Annotated in this window: 18 protein-coding genes; 4 read left to right on the forward strand and 14 right to left on the reverse strand. The window is 45.1% G+C overall.

Annotated elements, in window-relative coordinates:
• Positions 1-9: 9 nt before the first annotated feature.
• The 4 genes from BLT53_RS21060 to BLT53_RS21075 all read left to right on the forward strand — a co-directional run bounded on the left by BLT53_RS21060 (position 10) and on the right by BLT53_RS21075 (position 5,151).
• Positions 10-1,803: a DHA2 family efflux MFS transporter permease subunit gene (locus BLT53_RS21060; RefSeq protein WP_090238322.1), complete on the forward strand. Its 1,794-nt coding sequence runs from the start codon at positions 10-12 to the stop codon at positions 1,801-1,803.
• Between the two features lie 363 nt (positions 1,804-2,166).
• Positions 2,167-3,312 carry a glutamate 5-kinase gene (proB, locus tag BLT53_RS21065; RefSeq protein ID WP_090238325.1) on the forward strand — a complete coding sequence of 382 codons (1,146 nt, stop codon included), beginning with the start codon at positions 2,167-2,169 and terminating at the stop codon, positions 3,310-3,312.
• Positions 3,313-3,323: 11 nt separating this feature from the next.
• Entirely contained in the window at positions 3,324-4,595 is a 1,272-nt protein-coding gene (locus BLT53_RS21070) for a glutamate-5-semialdehyde dehydrogenase (RefSeq protein ID WP_090238328.1), read from the forward strand.
• Positions 4,596-4,866: 271 nt separating this feature from the next.
• Positions 4,867-5,151, forward strand: a complete 285-nt coding sequence (locus tag BLT53_RS21075) for a spore morphogenesis/germination protein YwcE (protein ID WP_090238331.1) — start codon at positions 4,867-4,869, stop codon at positions 5,149-5,151.
• Between the two features lie 52 nt (positions 5,152-5,203).
• On the opposite strand, the gene qoxD is transcribed toward BLT53_RS21075, so the two are convergent.
• From qoxD to BLT53_RS21145, 14 genes are all read right to left on the reverse strand, one after another.
• Positions 5,204-5,614, reverse strand: coding sequence for a cytochrome aa3 quinol oxidase subunit IV (gene qoxD, locus BLT53_RS21080; protein WP_090238334.1), 411 nt, complete (start codon positions 5,612-5,614; stop codon positions 5,204-5,206).
• Positions 5,607-6,227, reverse strand: coding sequence for a cytochrome aa3 quinol oxidase subunit III (qoxC, locus tag BLT53_RS21085; RefSeq protein ID WP_090238337.1), 621 nt, complete (start codon positions 6,225-6,227; stop codon positions 5,607-5,609). The genes qoxD and qoxC overlap by 8 nt, the downstream gene beginning before the upstream one ends.
• A 14-nt stretch (positions 6,228-6,241) precedes the next feature.
• Positions 6,242-8,185, reverse strand: a complete 1,944-nt coding sequence (gene qoxB, locus BLT53_RS21090) for a cytochrome aa3 quinol oxidase subunit I (protein ID WP_090238339.1) — start codon at positions 8,183-8,185, stop codon at positions 6,242-6,244.
• 18 nt (positions 8,186-8,203) lie between these two features.
• Positions 8,204-9,157, reverse strand: coding sequence for a cytochrome aa3 quinol oxidase subunit II (gene qoxA / locus BLT53_RS21095; RefSeq protein ID WP_090238342.1), 954 nt, complete (start codon positions 9,155-9,157; stop codon positions 8,204-8,206).
• A 401-nt stretch (positions 9,158-9,558) separates the two neighbouring features.
• Positions 9,559-10,758: a DEAD/DEAH box helicase gene (locus tag BLT53_RS21100; protein WP_090238345.1), complete on the reverse strand. Its 1,200-nt coding sequence runs from the start codon at positions 10,756-10,758 to the stop codon at positions 9,559-9,561.
• Positions 10,759-10,819: 61 nt separating this feature from the next.
• The gene (locus BLT53_RS21105) at positions 10,820-11,782 is read right to left on the reverse strand and encodes an L-threonine 3-dehydrogenase (protein WP_090238348.1); all 963 of its coding nucleotides are present in this window, start codon (positions 11,780-11,782) and stop codon (positions 10,820-10,822) included.
• A 33-nt stretch (positions 11,783-11,815) separates the two neighbouring features.
• Positions 11,816-13,009 (reverse strand): glycine C-acetyltransferase, encoded by a 1,194-nt coding sequence (locus BLT53_RS21110; protein WP_090238351.1) that lies wholly within the window; start codon positions 13,007-13,009, stop codon positions 11,816-11,818.
• 380 nt (positions 13,010-13,389) lie between these two features.
• A complete protein-coding gene (locus tag BLT53_RS21115) occupies positions 13,390-14,022 on the reverse strand; it encodes a response regulator transcription factor (RefSeq protein ID WP_090238354.1) in 633 nt (210 codons plus the stop codon).
• The gene (locus BLT53_RS21120; RefSeq protein WP_090238357.1) at positions 14,015-15,058 is read right to left on the reverse strand and encodes a sensor histidine kinase; all 1,044 of its coding nucleotides are present in this window, start codon (positions 15,056-15,058) and stop codon (positions 14,015-14,017) included. Before BLT53_RS21120 ends, BLT53_RS21115 begins: the two co-directional genes overlap by 8 nt.
• A complete protein-coding gene (liaF, locus tag BLT53_RS21125) occupies positions 15,055-15,786 on the reverse strand; it encodes a cell wall-active antibiotics response protein LiaF (protein ID WP_090238360.1) in 732 nt (243 codons plus the stop codon). Before liaF ends, BLT53_RS21120 begins: the two co-directional genes overlap by 4 nt.
• A gap of 87 nt (positions 15,787-15,873) precedes the next feature.
• Positions 15,874-16,518 carry a PspA/IM30 family protein gene (locus tag BLT53_RS21130; RefSeq protein ID WP_090238363.1) on the reverse strand — a complete coding sequence of 215 codons (645 nt, stop codon included), beginning with the start codon at positions 16,516-16,518 and terminating at the stop codon, positions 15,874-15,876.
• A 19-nt stretch (positions 16,519-16,537) separates the two neighbouring features.
• Positions 16,538-16,882 (reverse strand): lmo0954 family membrane protein, encoded by a 345-nt coding sequence (locus BLT53_RS21135; protein ID WP_090238366.1) that lies wholly within the window; start codon positions 16,880-16,882, stop codon positions 16,538-16,540.
• 287 nt (positions 16,883-17,169) lie between these two features.
• Positions 17,170-17,475 (reverse strand): hypothetical protein, encoded by a 306-nt coding sequence (locus tag BLT53_RS21140; RefSeq protein ID WP_090238369.1) that lies wholly within the window; start codon positions 17,473-17,475, stop codon positions 17,170-17,172.
• A gap of 32 nt (positions 17,476-17,507) precedes the next feature.
• Positions 17,508-18,704 (reverse strand): ParM/StbA family protein, encoded by a 1,197-nt coding sequence (locus BLT53_RS21145; RefSeq protein WP_090238372.1) that lies wholly within the window; start codon positions 18,702-18,704, stop codon positions 17,508-17,510.
• Positions 18,705-18,799 lie beyond the last annotated feature (95 nt).

The following is an 18,799-nucleotide window of genomic DNA, read 5'->3' on the forward strand; positions in this document are numbered from 1 at the left end:
GGTGAGACGATGTCAATTTATATCATAGGCTATGTCCTTATATCCATTGTTCTTTTGCTGACAGTGAACTTTATTGCAGTCCGTGCAAACCGGAGAAAACAATGGGAAGAGCAGGACCATATTTCGGAGCGGGCTACGGGCCATCCGTATGAATCCAACGAACTGATTGATGCTACTTTGGAAGATACAGCGGTCTCTGAACCTGCTCTCGAATATGTGACGTCTGCTGCCGAAAAGCGGCAGGAAGAAAGTTCGCTTCAGACCATTAAAAAAGTAAAGCAGGATGAACCCATTCCAGTGGGACGAATATTGACTGTACTGATGCTTGGGGCTTTTATTGCTATTTTGAACCAAACCTTGCTTAATGTAGCGATTCCCCACATCATGAATGACCTGAATGTTTCTGCTACAACCGTTCAGTGGGTTTCCACCGGGTATATGCTGGTGAACGGGGTATGTATTCCGATTACAGCCTATTTAATCGAAAGGTTTGGAACAAGAACCCTGTTCATCGCCGCTATGTTTCTGTTTACAGCAGGAGCCGTCATTTGTTCCATTTCCACATCGTTTGGCTTGTTAATGGTGGGGCGTGTGGTTCAGGCTGCTGGAGCAGGTATTATCATGCCTCTTATGATGACCGTTTTTCTTACTGTCTTTCCTATTGAAAAGCGCGGCCAGGCGATGGGGACCATGGGAATTGCGATGCTTTTTGCACCCGCTCTCGGCCCGACGCTTTCAGGATATATTGTGGAGCATTACTCCTGGAGACTGCTCTTTGACATCATTATTCCGTTTGGTGTCATTGACCTGATTATCGCTTTTGCATGGATGAAAGACGTTATTCAAAAATCGAATCCAAAGTTCGATTTCGCAGGATTTCTCTTTTCTACCATTGGTTTTGGTTCCCTCTTATACGGCTTTAGTGAAGCCGGAAGCGAAGGCTGGACCAGTGCCATCGTATTATCTACCATTATTATCGGGTTAATTTCCCTTGCTGCTTTTACATGGAGGGAGCTTACCACCGATAAACCAATGTTGAATTTGCGTGTTTTTAAATATGATGTGTTTGCACTGACAACCGTCATCAGCATGATCATCAATATGGCAATGTTTGCAGCCATGATCCTTCTGCCGATTTATCTGCAGAACATCCGTGGATTTACCCCACTGGAGTCCGGATTGCTATTATTGCCGGGAGCCATTATTATGGGGATTATGTCTCCGATATCCGGAGCGTTGTTTGACCGGATCGGTGCGCGCCCGCTGGCCATCATCGGGTTGACCATCACGGTAATCACCACATGGGAATTCAGCCATCTTTCGACCGACACCACCTATGGACATATTTTGTTCATGTATGTGTCGCGAATGTTTGGTATGTCGTTTTTGATGATGACCGTAATGACCGCAGGTATGAACCAGTTGCCGCGGCACTTAAACAGCCATGGTACAGCAACATCCAACACTATGAGACAGGTTGCAGGTTCACTCGGCACAGCCTTCCTGGTGACGATCTTTTCCAACCGTCAGGAATTCCATACGGCTGATTACGCAAATGTCGTCACCACCTCCAATCCCATCGTTTCAGAGAAAATCAGTGCTTTGGGACAGGGACTTGCCCAGGTGGCCGGACTGCCTTCAACCGCAGGAAATTCATTGGGGGTTCAGGTGATCTATGGCACAGCCGCAAAGCAGGCAGCAATCGATGGAATTAATGATGCCTTTATCGTCGCAACGGGCATTGCTTTTGTTGCCCTGATTCTCTCCTTTTTTATCAAACGGGTTATACCGTCAGGAAAATAAATTCACGAAAAGAAGCTGTCTTTCGGGACAGTTTCTTTTTTTATTTTCATGAATGGTGCTTGGATTTTAAAAAAAGGATGAAAACCCTTTCATAGCAATGGTTATGCTTGCTTGAAACTTTCGAAAATACCCACATTTTTTCATTTTGCCCGATTGTTATCCTTTCATAATCCATCTCCTTATCCTCCTTCACGTCCTCTCACATCCCATGGTGTAATTAAATCCGGTATCCTCTATATTCCTCCCTTTATGGACATCATTCACACTATCTCGGCCTGAGCGGTTGTATCGATTTTCAAGCTTCGTTATACTCGTAACCGTTGCTTATTGAACCGGAAAAAGAAGATACGAGGAGTGAACGTTTTGAGTCTTTCTACTATTAAAAATAAACGCATTGTCGTAAAAATCGGATCAAGTTCCTTAACCAGCCGCCATGGCGAAATCAGCCGAAGAAAACTGGAACGCCTGGTGGACGAAATTGTCATGCTAAAAGATGACGGACATGAGGTAGTGCTCGTTTCTTCAGGTGCAGTGGCTGCCGGATACCGAAAGCTCGGTTGTCTTTCACGGCCGACATCACTTCCGGAAAAACAAGCTGCTGCTTCAATCGGACAGGGACTATTAATGGAAGCTTATTCGGAAAGATTTATTTCTCACGGATATACCGCTTCTCAAATCCTGATTACGCGAAGTGATTTTTCCGATAAAAAACGATACAACAACGCAAGGAACACCATAAATGTTTTATTGGACCGCGGCATCGTGCCGATCATTAATGAAAATGACACGATTACGGTTGAACGCCTGAAATTCGGGGATAACGATACACTTTCCGCCAAAGTGTCAGGCCTGGTCAATGCCGACCAGCTTCTGATCTTATCAGATATCGATGGTCTGTATACGGAAGATCCAAGAAACAATCCGGATGCCCGTTTATTGGAAGAGGTTTATGAAATCACACCAGAAATCGAAGCATCTGCCGGCGATTCCGCAAGTGAAGTAGGAACGGGCGGCATGCGTTCAAAAATTGATGCTGTAAAAATTGCAATGGCCTCTGGTATTCCATCGTTCCTCGGAGATGCTGCAAAACCCAACATTATTTATAATGCGGTACAGGAAACAGCAAGAGGGACATATTTCACACCGCAGGATGACAGTGAAAACCTTGACGTTCGAAGACAATGGATCGCATTTCATTCAGGTCCAGAAGGTGAAATCGTGGTGTCAGACGAAGCAAAAGCGGAGATTACGGAGCATAAAAGTTTGTACCCTACAGGAATTGAATATGTGGAAGGTTATTTTAAAAAAGGTGCAGTGGTGCGCATCAAAGATATCGACGGCATTCAGATTGGGCTTGGCGTCAGTAATTACTCTTCCAAGGACTTAATTAAGATTAAAGGACATACGAAGGAAGAAATTGCAGATATCATTGATTTTGGTCCTCAGGAGGCCATTAACAATGCTGATCTTGTATGCCACACCAGATTAGCTGTACCGCTATTATCATAAGGAGGCGTTTGATGAGTACTTTAGAAAAAGAAGTAACCCATATAAAAGTAAAAGAACAAGCAAAGGCCGCGCAAATTGCGTCCAAAACACTGGCAGGCCTTTCTGAGCAGGAAAAGAACGAAGCACTGCATATTTTGGCAGACGAGCTGGAATTGCAGGCTGCCTTCATTTTAAAAGAAAACGAAAAAGATCTTCAAAACGGAAGGGAAAAGGACTTTACCCAAGCCTTTATGGACCGTCTTTCCCTTTCAGAAAAACGAATTGCCGACTTTGCAGAAGGACTGAGACAGGTTGCGGGACAAAACGATCCAATCGGAGAAATTGTAAGTCAATGGACCCTTGATAACGGTATGAAAGTCGAACAAAAGCGTGTTCCACTGGGCGTGATCGGCATGATATATGAAGCTCGTCCCAACGTCACGGTGGATGCCACAGGACTGGCCCTCAAGTCAGGAAACGCTATCGTATTAAAAGGCGGCTCAAGCGCTCTAAATTCCAATAAAGCGATCATCCGCGTCATCCAACAGGCACTGGCAAAAACAAAGATTCCCGCGGACGCCGCCCAGCTTATTGCAACCACCGACAGAAAGGCTTCCGGTGAACTGTTTACAATGAAGGAACATATCGATGTTCTTATCCCGCGGGGAGGCGGTTCACTCATTAATACCGTAGTGAACGAAGCCACCGTACCCGTTTTGGAAACTGGAGTGGGAAACTGTCATATTTATTTCGATGAAACAGCAGATGTCAACAAAGCTCTTAATATCCTGATTAACGCCAAAACCGACCGTCCTGCAGTATGCAATGCAGCAGAGACACTGATCGTTCACCGTAAATGGCTGGCCGCAAATCAGCAGGAACTCGAACTGGCATTGAAGAGACAAGGCATTACGGTCCATGGCGATGAACACATTGTTTCCTGCTTCTCAGAAGCCGTTCCTGCTACTCAACAAGACTGGGCAGAGGAATTTCTCAGCCTTTCCATTGCAATTAAAACCGTAGACGCCACAGATGAAGCAATAGAACATATTGACCGCTTTGGAACAAAACACTCTGAAGCCATCGTTACAGAAGATGCCCGTGAAGCAGCAAATTTCATGAACCGCGTTGATGCAGCAGCTGTGTACCATAACGCGTCCACACGCTTCACTGACGGATCTACACTCGGGTTTGGGGCCGAAATCGGTATTTCGACCCAAAAGCTCCATGCACGCGGACCCATGGGCTTACCTGCATTGACCACCACCAAGTATTGTATGACAGGCGACGGACAAATCCGATAACTAAGAAGAGAAAAAGCATGGCGTGAAAGCGCCATGCTCTTTTACGTGTTGAAATTTGATGTTTTCAATTATAGAGTATGCTCATCATCCCTCCATTGTCCCAGGCGATTCACATCGAATTAGGAGAATATAGAAATTTTGTCCCAATTTTTTGTTTTTCTGTAGTAAATTTTTGCAAATGTGGTATACTAACTGTAACAAATTGTTCACAAAACAGACCTAACTTCGTCACAATTGGAAACGCTGTCACAATTTTAAGGAGTTGATTATAATGGATGTTTATGTTGTCTATCTTTTCGTTGCTACCGCTACTCCGTTATTCCTATGGCATGATCATAGAAAACTGGCCTTATGGCAGATTCCATTTATTGCGATCATGTGGCTGTATGTAGGACTGTACGTTATGGGAGATTTAAATCCTCTAGCACATCTGATATTTAATATTGTATTCGTTGCAAACGTCGTGTTCGCCCATGTAGCGGCCTTCAAACTTTATGCGATTCCGTTTATCCGCCGTGAGCGTGAACGACGCAGATTGTACCGTGAGTCTAAATAAAACCATATAAAAAAAGCACCTTGCAGAATCTGCAAGGTGCTTTTCTGTGTTCTTATTTATGCTCCATTTTCATGTCGCCGTCCATTTTCATATCTTCCATTTTGCTGTCCATCTTGTGATGATCATGCTTCCCGTGTCCTGCACCCATTACCCATACAGAACCAGCGACGATAACAATCGCAACGAAAGCCGCAAACAAGATGTTTCCTGTCTGTGTATTGCCTGTAAGCTTGCTCTTCTTCTCGGAGCTCTCTGTCATATGCATGAACATGAGAAGCTGAAGCGCTGCTTGTAAAAAGGCAAAGATAAAAATGATAATCAATATGGTGCGGGTGGAAAATCCGGTTTCAAACGTCACCCAAAGAGCGAGTGCTGTAAGAATAATGGACAAGATATATCCAATCACGTGTTTCCATGGAATTCCTCCATGCTCTCTGGAAAGTGAATCTTGTGGATTAGCCATTATGCAACACCATCCCTGTTAAATACACGGCGGTAAAGATAAAGATCCACACCACGTCAAGGAAGTGCCAGTAAAGACTTGAAATAAAGACTTTAGCAGACGTTTGAGGTGTTAGTCCCCGTCTTGCCACCTGTATCAAGATTAAGGTAATCCAAGCGATACCCATTGTTACGTGCAGTCCGTGTGTTCCTACAATAACGAAGAAACCGGACCAGAATGCGCTCGTACCAATAGCAGCGCCCTCATGCACATATGTTACAAACTCGTAGATCTCATAGCCAAGGAATCCTGCACCCAAGGCCAATGTGATGATCATCCAAATAAATAAACCCTTTCGATTGCGGCGTCGCATTTCGTGAATTGCGATACCGCACGTGAAACTACTTGTCAGTAGAAGGAAAGTTTCAATCAACACACCTTTTAATTCAAAAAGCTCATGTGGGGTTGGCCCGTCACCTGTTCTGTACATTAAAACCAGGTACGTTGCAAACAGCGTTGAAAACAACGCGATCTCCGCCCCAAGGAAAACCCAGAAACCGAGGATGTTCAGGCGCCCGGTCTCTGACTGATATTCTAAAGGCGTGTTATGATCGTGTACTTCTGCATGTGCCATTGTTCACGCCTCCTTTAAACGGTTAACCGTTCCGTTTCTTTTATTTCTTCTTCACTTACATAGTATCCTTCGTTTTTATCGAATGAGCGGATGATCAAGGTAATAAACACACCGATCAAACCAACAATACCCATCCAATACCATTCAAATACTAAACCGAAACCTGCGACAAAGAAGAAGGAAGCCATAAAGAATGGAACTCCTGAATTGTCCGGCATGTGGATCTTTTTGATGTCCTCAATCTTCGGTTTAAGATTTACATTATTACGTTTCATTTTAATCAACGGATCAAAGGAATCTACTGTTGGAGTTACCGCAAAGTTATAATGCGGCGGTACGGCAGAAGTGGTTGCCCATTCAAGCGTACGTCCAAGACCCCAAGAATCGCCTGTATTTTCTCGCTCCGAATAACGGAAGCTGTAGTAGAAGTTGTAAACAAGAATCAAGAACGCGATACCCATCAAGAATCCACCAACAGTGGAGAGCATGTTCATGTTACCCCAGCCTGATGCAGCGCTGTATGTGTAAACACGGCGCGGCATTCCATCAAGACCAAGAATGAACTGCGGGATGAAACATACGTTAAAGCCAATGTTAAATACCCAGAATACCCATTTTCCAATACGCTCGTTCAGCTTGTAGCCAAACATTTTCGGATACCAGAAAATAAGTCCTGCAAAACATGAGAATACGGTACCCGCGATCAATACATAGTGGAAGTGGGCAACCAGGAAGTACGTGTTATGGTACTGGTAGTCTGCTGCAGCCATCGCAAGCATAACCCCTGTAACCCCACCAATGACAAAGTTCACGATAAAGCCAAGTGACCAAAGCATTGGTGTCGTAAAGGAAATCTTACCTTTGTACATCGTAAACAGCCAGTTGAAGATCTTGATACCGGTTGGAATACCGATGATCATTGTTGTGATGGAGAATACTGAGTTAACAAGCTCTCCTTGACCCATGGTAAAGAAGTGGTGAACCCAAACCAAGAAGCTGTAACCTGCGATAATAACCATTGCCCAAATCATTGCTTTGTAACCAAAAATCGTTTTGCGGGAGAACGCACTGATAATTTCCGAGAACATACCAAAAGCAGGAAGAACAACAATGTATACTTCCGGATGGCCCCATAACCAGAAAAGGTTCGCCCATAGCATATCCATTCCAGCCCCTTGAAGGGTAAAGAAATGGGCACCGAATAAACGGTCAAATGTCATAAGTGCAAGCGCCACTGTAAGGATAGGGAACGCAAACACGATGATAATCATAGTGATCAATGCAGACCAGGTGAATACAGGCATTCTGAACAATGTCATACCAGGCGCACGCATTTTGAGAATCGTCACAAGGAAGTTAATACCCGTTAACAGGGTACCAATCCCGGCAATCTGCAGTCCGAGCAAGTAGTAGTTCTGACCCGGCCCGGGACTTAATTCATTACCGGCAAGCGGCATATAGCTTGTCCAGCCGGCAGATGGTGATCCCCCGATAACGAAGGAGATGTTGAACAGCATTGCACCGATAAAGAATGTCCAGAAGCTGACAGCATTCAGATAGGGGAATGCTACATCACGTGCTCCGATTTGAAGCGGAATAACGACGTTGATAAGTCCAATCAAGAACGGCATCGCCATGAAGATGATCATGATGGTACCGTGTGTTGTAAAGATTTCGTTATAGTGCTGTGAATCCAAAAACTTGGAATCCGGTGTAGCAAGCTGTACACGCATGAGCAAAGCATCGACTCCGCCGCGGAACAGCATGAGTACTGCGGAAGCGATGTACATAATTCCCAGCTTCTTATGGTCAACGGTAGTGAGCCATTCCGTCCATAGCCACTTCCATTTTTTAAAATATGTTAAGTAGAATAGGATTCCGATAACTGTTAAAACGATAGAGACGTCCGCACCATAAATCAGCGGGTCCCCCGTAACAAAAAATTCATCCCATTTCATAATTTAGTGCCTCCTCTATTAATGGGAATGAGATTCCCCATGAGAGTCAGATTCCGGCTTGTTCGCATCTTTCTGTTTGGATCCATGCGGATTTTGCGGAACCTCGCCTAAACGCTCACGAGTCTTCACTGCATAGTCTGCTTCTTTAGCATGATCTACCCATTTTAAATGTGTTGACGAGAATGTCATTTTCTTTGCTTCACCTTGAACCATTAATTGATCATATTGCTTTTTGGTCAACTTAGGCGCCTTGCTTTTTGTATCCTTCGCCCATTTGTCGAACTCGCTTTGAGTAACGGAATGCACATCAAAAATCTGGTGAGCAAATCCTTCACCATTAAAGTTTGAGTTTCTGCCGGAGAATGTTCCGGTATGGTCGGCTTGTAAGTATAATTTCGTTTCCATGCCGGCCATGGCATATTTTTGTCCTCCAAGTTCTGGAACCCAGAATGAAGACATTGAATCTGCAGAGGTCAATTTAAACTGAACCGGACGGTCTTTAGGAATATTAATGTAGTTGACCGTTTCAATGCCCTGCTCCGGATAGGAGAAGATCCATTTCCAGTTTACTGCTGTAGCTGTAATAACAAGAGGTTCCTTCTTCTGGCCTGAAGCAGAGACCGGCACCTTCTCGACATCATAAATCGACTTAACCGTCGGAATGGCCAGGGCGATGATAATCAAAATAGGGATAACTGTCCAGATCGTTTCAAGCTTTTTGCTTCCATGCTGATCCGGTTCATAGTTATCATCGTTCTTTCTGTCGCGGTATTTAATAACGATGAATGTGAATAAGACATATACCACTACACAAATAAGTGCCATAAAGCCAATAGAGTAAAGAATAAGATCCTTCTGTTGCGCAGCAACAGGCCCTTTAGGATCAAGAACTATATAATTACTGCATCCGCCCAAAAAGAAAACGGACAGCAAAAGTCCCAACGCAAAAAACGGTTTAAACCGCTTAAACACTAGGCCCACCTTCCTTCCTTTCAACATCGTTGTGAGAATTCTCACTGCAAAATAACTAACATTGTGCTTTTGTTCACATAATACCAAATTTCCACCAAAAATAGATACCCTTTTATAAACTGTCATAAGTTCTTCAACTAAATTTCACGACTTCATCACATATTTTTCAAAGAATGTTCATATTTCTGGGATTTCCTTCTTACGCTTCCATTTCCGAATTATTTCCATACGCAAGAAAAGAAAAAGCCGCCGTCTGCGGCGACTCTTTTAAGTTCTAACCTTGTTATTTCCCTCTGCGTTTCATATTAAACCACTTCTAAAAAATAATTTCAACACTTAAGTTTTGCCATTCACATTCTTATTTTTGTCCATTTTCAATCCTATATCCATCCAATGGATTATTATCTGCGCGGATGTTTATTTTTTGATAATCTGCGGGGGTTTTGGCTTCCCTTTTTTTCTTCGGATGACTTATCCTTCTTTCGTTCCGGCTTTTCCAGCACTTGCTTTTGGATCGACTGCCGGATTCCTTTTTCGATCAGTTCCAGATATTTTTTATCTTTTGGGGCGACCAGGGTAATTGCCAGTCCCTTGCTTCCGGCACGCCCTGTACGTCCGATCCGGTGGATGTAGCTTTCAGTATCATGGGGGATATCATAGTTGATCACATGAGTAACGCCCTCGACGTCCAGTCCCCGTGCCGCCACATCGGTTGCAATAAGAAAACGGGTCTCTCCCTGCCTGAAACGCTGCATTGCCGCTTCCCGCTTGGCCTGTGAAAGATCGCCGTGCAGTTCATCCGCTTCCAACCCTGCTTCCCGCAAGGCTTCAAATAATTTGCTGACCCTTCGTTTCGTGCGGCAAAAAATGATCGCCAAATATGGACGGTGCATCCGAATCAGTTTTTTTAAGTCATCCTGCCTGGACCGGTCTGTAGTTTCTATTACCCGCTGTCTGATTTCTTTTACAGTGATTTCCTTTTTTCGTATGGAAATCTCTTTCGGTTTTTTTAAATAAGTTTCTGCGAGTTTTACAATCTCAGGGGGCATCGTAGCGGAAAAGAGCATCGTTTGGCGCTCTTTCGATGTCTGCCGGATAATTTCTTCCACATCCTCAAGGAATCCGATATGAAGCATCTGGTCGGCTTCATCGAGAACAAGCATGGAGGTTTGCGATAAATCCACGGTTTCCCTCCTGACATGGTCCAGAAGGCGGCCGGGTGTAGCAATGATGATTTGAACGCTTCCGCCAAGCTTATGGATTTGCGCTACGACATCCTGTCCTCCATATACGGATAAAACGTCGATGCCCATTGGTTCACTTAATTTTTTTACTTCCTCCGCCACTTGGATGGCCAGTTCTCTTGTTGGTGCCACAATCAATGCTTGTACATTTTTGACTTCCGGATCAATCCGCTGCAGAACCGGCAGTGCAAATGCCATGGTTTTTCCTGTTCCGGTCTGTGACTTGGCGATCACATCCGTTCCCTCCAACAGGAGGGGGATTACCTGATCCTGAACCGGCGTCGGCTCGTAAATCCCCTGGTTCTTCAATGATTCTAAAAGCCGGGGGTTCAGCTTCATGGAGTTAAAATCAGCCATTTATGTACTCCTTTCCGTTCAAAAAAGGAAGCCAGTTCAGGCTTCCTTTTTCTTTATTATTTTAATTTGCCACTTTGTTGTTCAGCTTATCAGTAAGCTTTGACAGCATATCTGCTGTCATTTTATCTAAATTATAGTCTGTTTTAAAGCCCCATTCATTGGCAGCAGCAGATGAATCGATATGGTTCGGCCAGCTCTCGGCAATCGCCTGTCTGATTGGATCCACCTCATAATCCATCGTAAAGGAAGGCATCTGCTTTTTAATCGATGCTGCGATTTGTTCCGGTTCGACGCTCATGGCCGACACATTAAACGAATTGCGGTGCATCAGCTTAGAAGGGTCTGCTTCCATGAGGTTGATGATCGCATTCAAGGCATCCGGCATATACATCATATCCATGTAGGTTTCTGCATCAATAAAAGAGGTATAGCTTCCTTTGCGTACCGCTTCGTAATAAATTTCGACCGCATAATCAGTTGTTCCACCTCCAGGAGGTGTTACATATGAAATCAATCCTGGGAAACGCAGACCCCGTGTATCCAGTCCAAACTTGTGATAATAATAATCACAGAGCAGCTCGCCAGCTACTTTATTGACACCGTACATTGTGGTTGGACGCTGAATCGTATCCTGCGGTGTCTGGTCCTTCGGTGTAGACGGGCCAAAAGCGCCAATGGAACTTGGCGTGAAGAACTGGCAGTTCATTTCTTTGGCCACTTCCAACGCATTCACCAGCCCACCCATATTCAGGTTCCATGCGAGCAGAGGTTTTGCTTCTGCAGTGGCAGACAGCAGGGCTGCTAGGTGGATAATGGTATCCGCCTGATGTTTTTTCGTAATGCTTGCCATTGCTTGCGGATCGGTAACGTCAAGCACTTCAAATGGTCCCGAATGGACGACCGCGCTGTCGGTTTTACGGATATCCGTTGCAATAACATTGTCATTTCCATATATTTTACGGGCATGCATGACCAGCTCTGAACCGATTTGGCCAAGCGCCCCTGTAATCAGAATCTTCTTCATCATCATTCCTCCAAATCTAAGCCGGCTGTGCGATCAGGAGATAATCCCCATCTGCTTGCCGACTTTTTCGTAAATGGCAAGAGCTTGGTCGAGCATTTCCTTCGTATGGGCCGCAGTAGGCATATTTCTTACTCGGCCAGTCCCTCTTGGTACGGTAGGAAAAACAATGGATTTGGCATATACGCCTTCTTCGTTCAGTTTTTTACTGAACTCCTGCGTCTTCACTTCATCCCCAACGATGACCGGTGTAATAGGTGTTTCGCTGTTTCCAATATCAAAACCGAGCTTTTCAAGACCCTGTTTTAAGTATTTGCTGTTTTCCCAAAGGCGTTCCTGCAGTTCTGTGCTGGAAGTCAGGATTTCAATGGCTTTTGTACAAGCGGCCACATCTCCCGGAGTAAGGGAGGTGGAGAATAGGAATGGACGGCTTCTGACTTTGAGCCAGTCGATCAAATCCTTCTTGCCGGCTACATATCCGCCGACCACACCTATTGCCTTTGAAAGTGTACCAATTTGGAAATCTACTCGGTCAGACAGCCCAAAGTGCTTCACCGTTCCTGCGCCATTGCCAAGCACGCCAGAACCGTGGGCATCATCCACATACGTAATCAGGTCAAATTCTTCTGCAATTTCAACGATTTCAGGCAGCTTGGCAATATCTCCGTCCATGGAGAAAACACCGTCCGTAATGACCATGATTTTGTTATATAAGCCGGATTCCTTGGCTTCTTTCGCTTTCGCACGAAGATCGTCCATGTCGGAATGGTTGACCCGGATAATCTTTGCTTTTGATAAACGGCAACCGTCGATAATGGAAGCATGGTTTAGTTCATCAGAAAGGATTGCGTCATTTTTATCCATGACAGCAGAGATTGCAGCCATGTTGCAGTTGAAACCGGACTGATAAGCGATTGCGGCTTCCGTATGTTTGAATTCAGCCAGCTTCTCTTCAAGCTTCAAATGAAGCTCCATCGTACCATTGATGGTACGCACTGCCCCTGCACCTACACCATATTCGTCAATGGCCTCTTTGGCAGCGTTCTTCAGGCGCTCATCTGTCGCCAATCCAAGATAGTTGTTGGAAGAGAGGTTAATCAATTCGTTTCCGCCAACCTTGATGACCGGTCCGTTCGCACTTTGAAGCGGATCAATCACGTTATAAAGCCCTTTTTCTTTTAGATCTCCAAGGTTTTCCTGTAAAAATTGGTCCAGTACATGACTTGACATACATTACTCTCCTTTCATGGATAAAAAAATTGTTATGTGAGTCTGAACAAATGTACACGTGGTAAAGACACTTTTATTCAGAATTTAGCCAGTGATGATAAGTATCTCGTTCTTAAATTATATTATCATATTTCGGTTTTGTTTACATCATGCGGACAAAATTCACACTTCTCTGTCTACTATTTTATTCCCTGTTTCTCAAGGTTTTATCGGTGAACGCAAAAAAACCGCCGGCATGAAGGTTATGCTGGCGGTGAATTCTTGTAATCCTATGTTGCTTGTGGGGTAGTTGATTTCCGTTCCAGGATGATCGTTTTCCACGGGGCGTGCGCTGTGCCCCTCGGCGCAATGGCTATGAGTTTCACCTGTTACGCATATCCTTATTTCACAAGATTATGCTTAAAAGCATAGATGACAGCCTGGGTGCGGTCCTGTACATCGAGTTTGCTTAAGATGTTGCTTACGTGGACTTTAACGGTTTTCTGGGCGATGAAGAGGGTATCGGCAATTTCCTGGTTGGATTTCCCTTCGGTCATGAGAAGAAGCACCTCCAATTCACGGCTCGTCAGCTCCTCATGGGGATGCTGCTGGTTTCTTTGCCGCATGCGGTTCATCATTTTGCCTGTCACTTCGGGTTCCAGAACGGATTGGCCGTAATATGTATTCCGAACAGCATCCGCAATCTCGCTGGCTTTGGAAGTTTTCAGCATATAGCTTACCGCACCGGCTTCTATGGCGGGATACACTTTTTCATCATCCAGAAAACTGGTGACAATAATGATTTTGGCTTCCGGCCATTGTTCGATAATCTTTTTGGTTGCTTCGATGCCATCCATTTCATTCATGACAAGATCCATCAAGATCACATCCGGACGCAGCTCGAGAGCCAGCTCAACGGCCTTTTTTCCATTTTCCGCCTCACCGACAACGGTCAGGTCCTGCTGGGCAGAAAGATAGGAAGAAACACCGATCCTCACCATTTCATGATCATCTGCAAACAATACTTTAATCATTTTGATCCTCCTCCATCGAGATTACGGGTACTTTAACTTCCAGCCGGGTCCCTTTGTCGGGCAGACTCACCACTTTTAATGTACCGCCAATTTCCAGCGCCCGTTCCTGCATATTTTGCAAACCGTACGAGCCTGCTTTAAATTCATCAAGTGCAAACCCAACGCCATTGTCGGAGACTCGTAAAATAATGAGACCTTCCCGCTCGATCAGCAAAATCTCCAGCGAGGTAGCTTTTGCATGCCTTAGTGTATTGGAAACCGACTCCTGCAAAATTCGGAAAAGATGGTCTTCCACACCTTTATCCAACCGCATGTCTTCAATTTTTTCATGAATGTCAATCGGTACTTTTTGGGTTAGTTCATCGAGCAGCTCTTTAATACCTTCCTGCAACGACTTTCCCTTCAAAGCCGCAGGGCGCAGATGGAGCAATAAGGCTCTCATCTCCAGCTGGGATTGATGAATCATCTGCTCCACCAAATTGAGCTGACGGTTCTCGGGAGCACCAGGATCTTTGGATTCATTGATGGCGGACATCAGCATGGAGGCGGCAAAGAGCTGCTGGCTGACGGAATCATGCAGTTCCCGTGCCAAACGGTGCCGCTCTCTGGAAATCATTTCCTGAATGACTTTTTCCTGGTCCTCCGCCTTCTCATTCGCCAGCTTCTGGGATGCTCTTGCCTGCTCGGCAGCATGGCGCTGAACATTTTTCATTCGCTTCCAGAGTGCATCCACCTCTGTACCCTCGGAAACTACCGGAAGATAAATGGGTCTTCCGTTCTCAATTTCCCGCAGCCCTTCCTCCACCTGCTTCAGCTGCCTGCGTGCAATGATGCCCTGAAACAAACCAAAAAAACCGCCAATAACAAGGCTCAGGGCAGGAACAACCACTATAAACGGCAGGCTGAACAGATGCTGTTCCCATAAATACGAGACATCAGGCAGGGGAAACGCCATAAACACAGTAATGAAGATCACTAACATAACCACAAAAGCGATGGCAAGGGACATGACGACACTGCGCATTAACATACTCATGTCCGCTTCACCTCTAAATCCCCAACCGCCAATGTTGTGATGATCTTAATCCGCTGAGACGCTTCATAATAGTTATCCGTATGGTAGGAGAAAAGCTGATTAAACACTTTTGGTTCATGAATATCAAAAATGGTCGCGTTGCCTGCCAGCACCGAGTGGTCGACGCTGACCGCCACTTCATATGGAACGAAAATTTTGATATTGCCGACAATATTTCGAATCGTGATCACTGACTCACCCTCAGGGAGGACGGTATTGCTTAGGTCAATGACCGTGTCACCGATTCCGCATTGAATATTAATGTCTTCCCATTCATACACCTGGTCAGGGGTTTGCTGGGGTCCGTACACAATGTTTTTAAACAAATTCTTTTTTTTAAAGAGTGACTCGGACAGCCTGGAATCCGGCTCTTTGATTTCCGGCTTAATCCATGCCGGCCGCTTTTTGTTCTGGTACACCTGAATAAGCAGATAAATGAGAATAGCAACCAGCACAAATTTGAACGCCATCATATTCAGCAATGTAACAGCTGCTCCAAACCATCCGCCCCAATAGAGAAGCTTCCCGAATGTCCGAGTCCTTCTTTTTCCGCCAACATAGATGCAGCCTGCCATAACGGCAAAAATGAAAATCAGTTCGCCTCCGCGAAAAATAAGTTCAAGAATAAGAAGAAATAGGCCGATCAAAAGTAGCCAGCTGATTAGATCTGTTTTTTTACCGCTAAACATGGTGCACCCCCTTCTCGCTCTGTCCCCGGCTCCTGCGTATTTCTAAAAGGCGCAGAGCTCTACGCCTTTTAGAATATCATTTTTACCTTAGGAAATTGTAGGTTTTTCTTTATTTTCCCATTGTTTTTCAAGCTGGGCAAAGCGCTCATCGATCGTGTTGCGGTGGTAGTCGGAATTGACCTGATGCTCAAGCCGCTCTAGATAACGTTCCATTTCATCGAAACGCAGCCCCGGTTTAGCGCCTGCACTGGCATCAAGCACCTTGTTCATGCCCCTGTTTGCCCGGGCAATATTTTCCCGGCCCATCAATTCCATGCGTTTCACGTACATATCCTTTAATTTATGCTTCATTTGCTCAAACTTTTGCTCCAAATTTTGAAGCTCGCGTGTCGCTTCTTCTCTTGATTCACTCAGCCGGGCTGCACGCTCCTCGTATTGCTGCTGTTCAGCCACTGCAAATTCATGCAGCTCGCTTTCACCGGCTTGGAGTGCCAAATCCGCCTGCCGCTTTCGTTTTTCCGCGTGTGCCTTTGCTTCCCGATGTTCTTTTGTAAATTCCTCAGTCAGCGTATATTGGCGTTCCACCAGCTTTCTGACCCGGTCCGTTTCCTGCTCGCACTGCCGTAAATATTGGTTAAGCAGGGCAATCGGGTTTTTCTGTTCCTTTTGATCCAGCATTTCATGAAAGTCCGCTGCAATAGAATTTTTGATTCTTGTAAATAATGTGCTCATTTATTCTTCTCTCCTTTTGTTAGTTTCTGTTCATTTCTGCCCATTGTTTTTCAAAGTTTACAAATGGGTCACTGTCATCGTTCGAGTCCTGTTTTTTCCCGCTCCAGTTCTTATACACCACATATAGTACATAAGCTGCTGCGAGCCCTAGCAATGCCGGAACATTGGATATAGCGGAGCATGCTGCAATTATGCCGATTACGGCCCAGATTACTTTCTTGGATGTCGTTTCCGCCTTCATAAATCCTTTGACGGAAAAGTATAGAATGACCAGCCCGATCGCAAGGCCGATCATCGGCCCGAGGTTCGCCAGCAGGATAACCGCCGCAATGCCTCCGAGTAAAAACAAACCAAATTTTTTCATTTGTTGTTTCCTCCTTTCTTAACTCTAGCTTACCTTCTGCCGTATTTTCCTATAATGTACTGCAGCTATATTTCTGCTAAGACTTGAGGCGTATTTTCATAGTGAACGGGGGAGAGGGGTGTGGATTTGAAGGGTGATGAGGATGTGTTCGAGGAGTATTTTAGCCAAGTTTGTCGGGTTTGCGGGCGAGTTCTGTGGTTTTTCGAGCAAGGATCGGTAAACCCACAACAAAAAAAGCCGGCTCAGGAGCATATCTCCAAAGCCGGCTTTCAACATTCCAATTCTTCTTATGTCCAGGACTCGATATCGTCCTCGTCGATTTCTTCTTCATCGATGACATCATCATACTCTGGTGAATGCTTCGGATCTTCCTGCACCACACCTTGGCCTTCATCCCCGAAGGTAAAGCCCCGGTCAGCAGGAACATGCTGCTGCAGATTTCGAACACCGTTGGCTTTTATTTCATTTTCAACGAGGTAGCGGATGGAATCCATCAAATTCGTTTGTGAGTTAATCCAGTCAATAATGGCGGGGGCTTCATTTTTTTTCGTCTTCAATGAAATATTATCGCCTGGCTTTTTTTGTTTCTTCATCATTACACCCCCTTACCATTTAAAATGAAAACTTAAACCGGCTGTTTCGCACGGTCTTTGATCGCACCGTAGATCTTACCGCGTACAAACGCATCCAATCCGTTCGCATTCATTGTCACTGCATATTTTGCAGGGATGTAAAGAAGCTGGATTTCGCGCTCTTCACAAAGTTCCTTCAGCATCGGAGCAAGGATCGGCTGCATAAGAATGCTTCCACCGCCATATACGCAGATCAAATCGATTTCGTTTCTAGCCTTTGTCAATTGCTTGCGGATATTGTTGATGATCTGGCGCGCTTGTCCTTCAAGCGGTCTTTTCAACGTGTTCATCGCACGCGCATGATATTTGTGGTTCGGGTTTTTGATCACGTCACTGAAAAATTGACGCGGGCTGTCTGGAAGGTGGATCAGGCGGTTAAACTCGCTGAGTGCCTCCTCAATCGCATACCCTGCACCGTGGTTGGTACCGTGCACGAACTGGCGCAAAAATTTATTTCCTTCTGTAATCGGATACTCCGTAGAACCGTCGCCAATATCAGTGTGAAGGATTCGTTTGTTTTTAAAGAAGCTTCCATTAAAGTTCTTCGGCAGATCATTTTCTTCAATAAAAGCATCAAAGATATCACCTTTTCTCCAGTTGCCATCTGCATCCTTTTGTAGAGAGAAGGTTACTGGAGTTGCTTCAGGAATAACTTTAACAAACTCAAATTCTACTTTTACTGCCACACGCTGTTTACCCACATGAACCGTTACGTGGTGCGGTCCATTCATGAAGCGCTTTTCAAATTTTGCTGCAGATTCGTCGGAATGCTGGGTAATCGGAAGCGCAGTCGCCATATCGGCCGATACATCGATGGATGCAGGCAGCTTCTTTTCTTCCGCAAATCCTTTTTGAACCGCTACGGCCGCAATCTGGGCAAGCGTGTTGACGACTGGAAGGTCAATCTCGTATTTGTAGTCCACACCCACCTGGATGTTTTCAATCAGCTCGCCGCTCTCAAGCGCAAACTTGCCCACATAGTACATACCCGCACGTGCAGCAGGGGAATCAATCGTTACGATCAGGTTATCCTGAAGGTTGCGTACGATTGTTTCAGGAGCCTGCTCTTCGCTCCAAGGCAGTTGATCCACTGCGCAGTTAACATTCGGCTGTTGAAATAAACGCCCATCAATGTAAATATCATGCTCGCTGTTTCCGTTGTCATTACCTACTAAAAAATGATATTGCATAGTATCTATTCCTCCTAATATTTTATCTAAAACTACCTGGTGGCACAAGGTATTACTCAGCCATACGCTTAAAATATGTATGCTGTTAAAGAAGA

This window comes from Fictibacillus solisalsi, assembly GCF_900103485.1.
In the GTDB taxonomy this organism is placed as follows: Bacteria; Bacillota; Bacilli; order Bacillales; family Fictibacillaceae; genus Fictibacillus_C; species Fictibacillus_C solisalsi.

Excerpts from the sequence above, each read along its gene's own strand:
- BLT53_RS21145 (WP_090238372.1), bottom strand. The coding sequence starts at position 18,704 with ATGCAATATCATTTTTTAGTAGGTAATGACAACGGAAACAGCGAGCAT.
- BLT53_RS21120 (WP_090238357.1), bottom strand. The coding sequence starts at position 15,058 with ATGAGTATGTTAATGCGCAGTGTCGTCATGTCCCTTGCCATCGCTTTT.
- BLT53_RS21100 (WP_090238345.1), bottom strand. The coding sequence starts at position 10,758 with ATGGCTGATTTTAACTCCATGAAGCTGAACCCCCGGCTTTTAGAATCA.
- BLT53_RS21135 (WP_090238366.1), bottom strand. The coding sequence starts at position 16,882 with ATGAAAAAATTTGGTTTGTTTTTACTCGGAGGCATTGCGGCGGTTATC.
- liaF (WP_090238360.1), bottom strand. The coding sequence starts at position 15,786 with ATGTTTAGCGGTAAAAAAACAGATCTAATCAGCTGGCTACTTTTGATC.
- BLT53_RS21115 (WP_090238354.1), bottom strand. The coding sequence starts at position 14,022 with ATGATTAAAGTATTGTTTGCAGATGATCATGAAATGGTGAGGATCGGT.
- BLT53_RS21105 (WP_090238348.1), bottom strand. The coding sequence starts at position 11,782 with ATGAAGAAGATTCTGATTACAGGGGCGCTTGGCCAAATCGGTTCAGAG.
- qoxB (WP_090238339.1), bottom strand. The coding sequence starts at position 8,185 with ATGAAATGGGATGAATTTTTTGTTACGGGGGACCCGCTGATTTATGGT.
- BLT53_RS21075 (WP_090238331.1), top strand. The coding sequence starts at position 4,867 with ATGGATGTTTATGTTGTCTATCTTTTCGTTGCTACCGCTACTCCGTTA.
- BLT53_RS21130 (WP_090238363.1), bottom strand. The coding sequence starts at position 16,518 with ATGAGCACATTATTTACAAGAATCAAAAATTCTATTGCAGCGGACTTT.
- qoxC (WP_090238337.1), bottom strand. The coding sequence starts at position 6,227 with ATGGCACATGCAGAAGTACACGATCATAACACGCCTTTAGAATATCAG.
- BLT53_RS21060 (WP_090238322.1), top strand. The coding sequence starts at position 10 with ATGTCAATTTATATCATAGGCTATGTCCTTATATCCATTGTTCTTTTG.
- BLT53_RS21070 (WP_090238328.1), top strand. The coding sequence starts at position 3,324 with ATGAGTACTTTAGAAAAAGAAGTAACCCATATAAAAGTAAAAGAACAA.
- qoxD (WP_090238334.1), bottom strand. The coding sequence starts at position 5,614 with ATGGCTAATCCACAAGATTCACTTTCCAGAGAGCATGGAGGAATTCCA.
- BLT53_RS21140 (WP_090238369.1), bottom strand. The coding sequence starts at position 17,475 with ATGAAGAAACAAAAAAAGCCAGGCGATAATATTTCATTGAAGACGAAA.
- BLT53_RS21110 (WP_090238351.1), bottom strand. The coding sequence starts at position 13,009 with ATGTCAAGTCATGTACTGGACCAATTTTTACAGGAAAACCTTGGAGAT.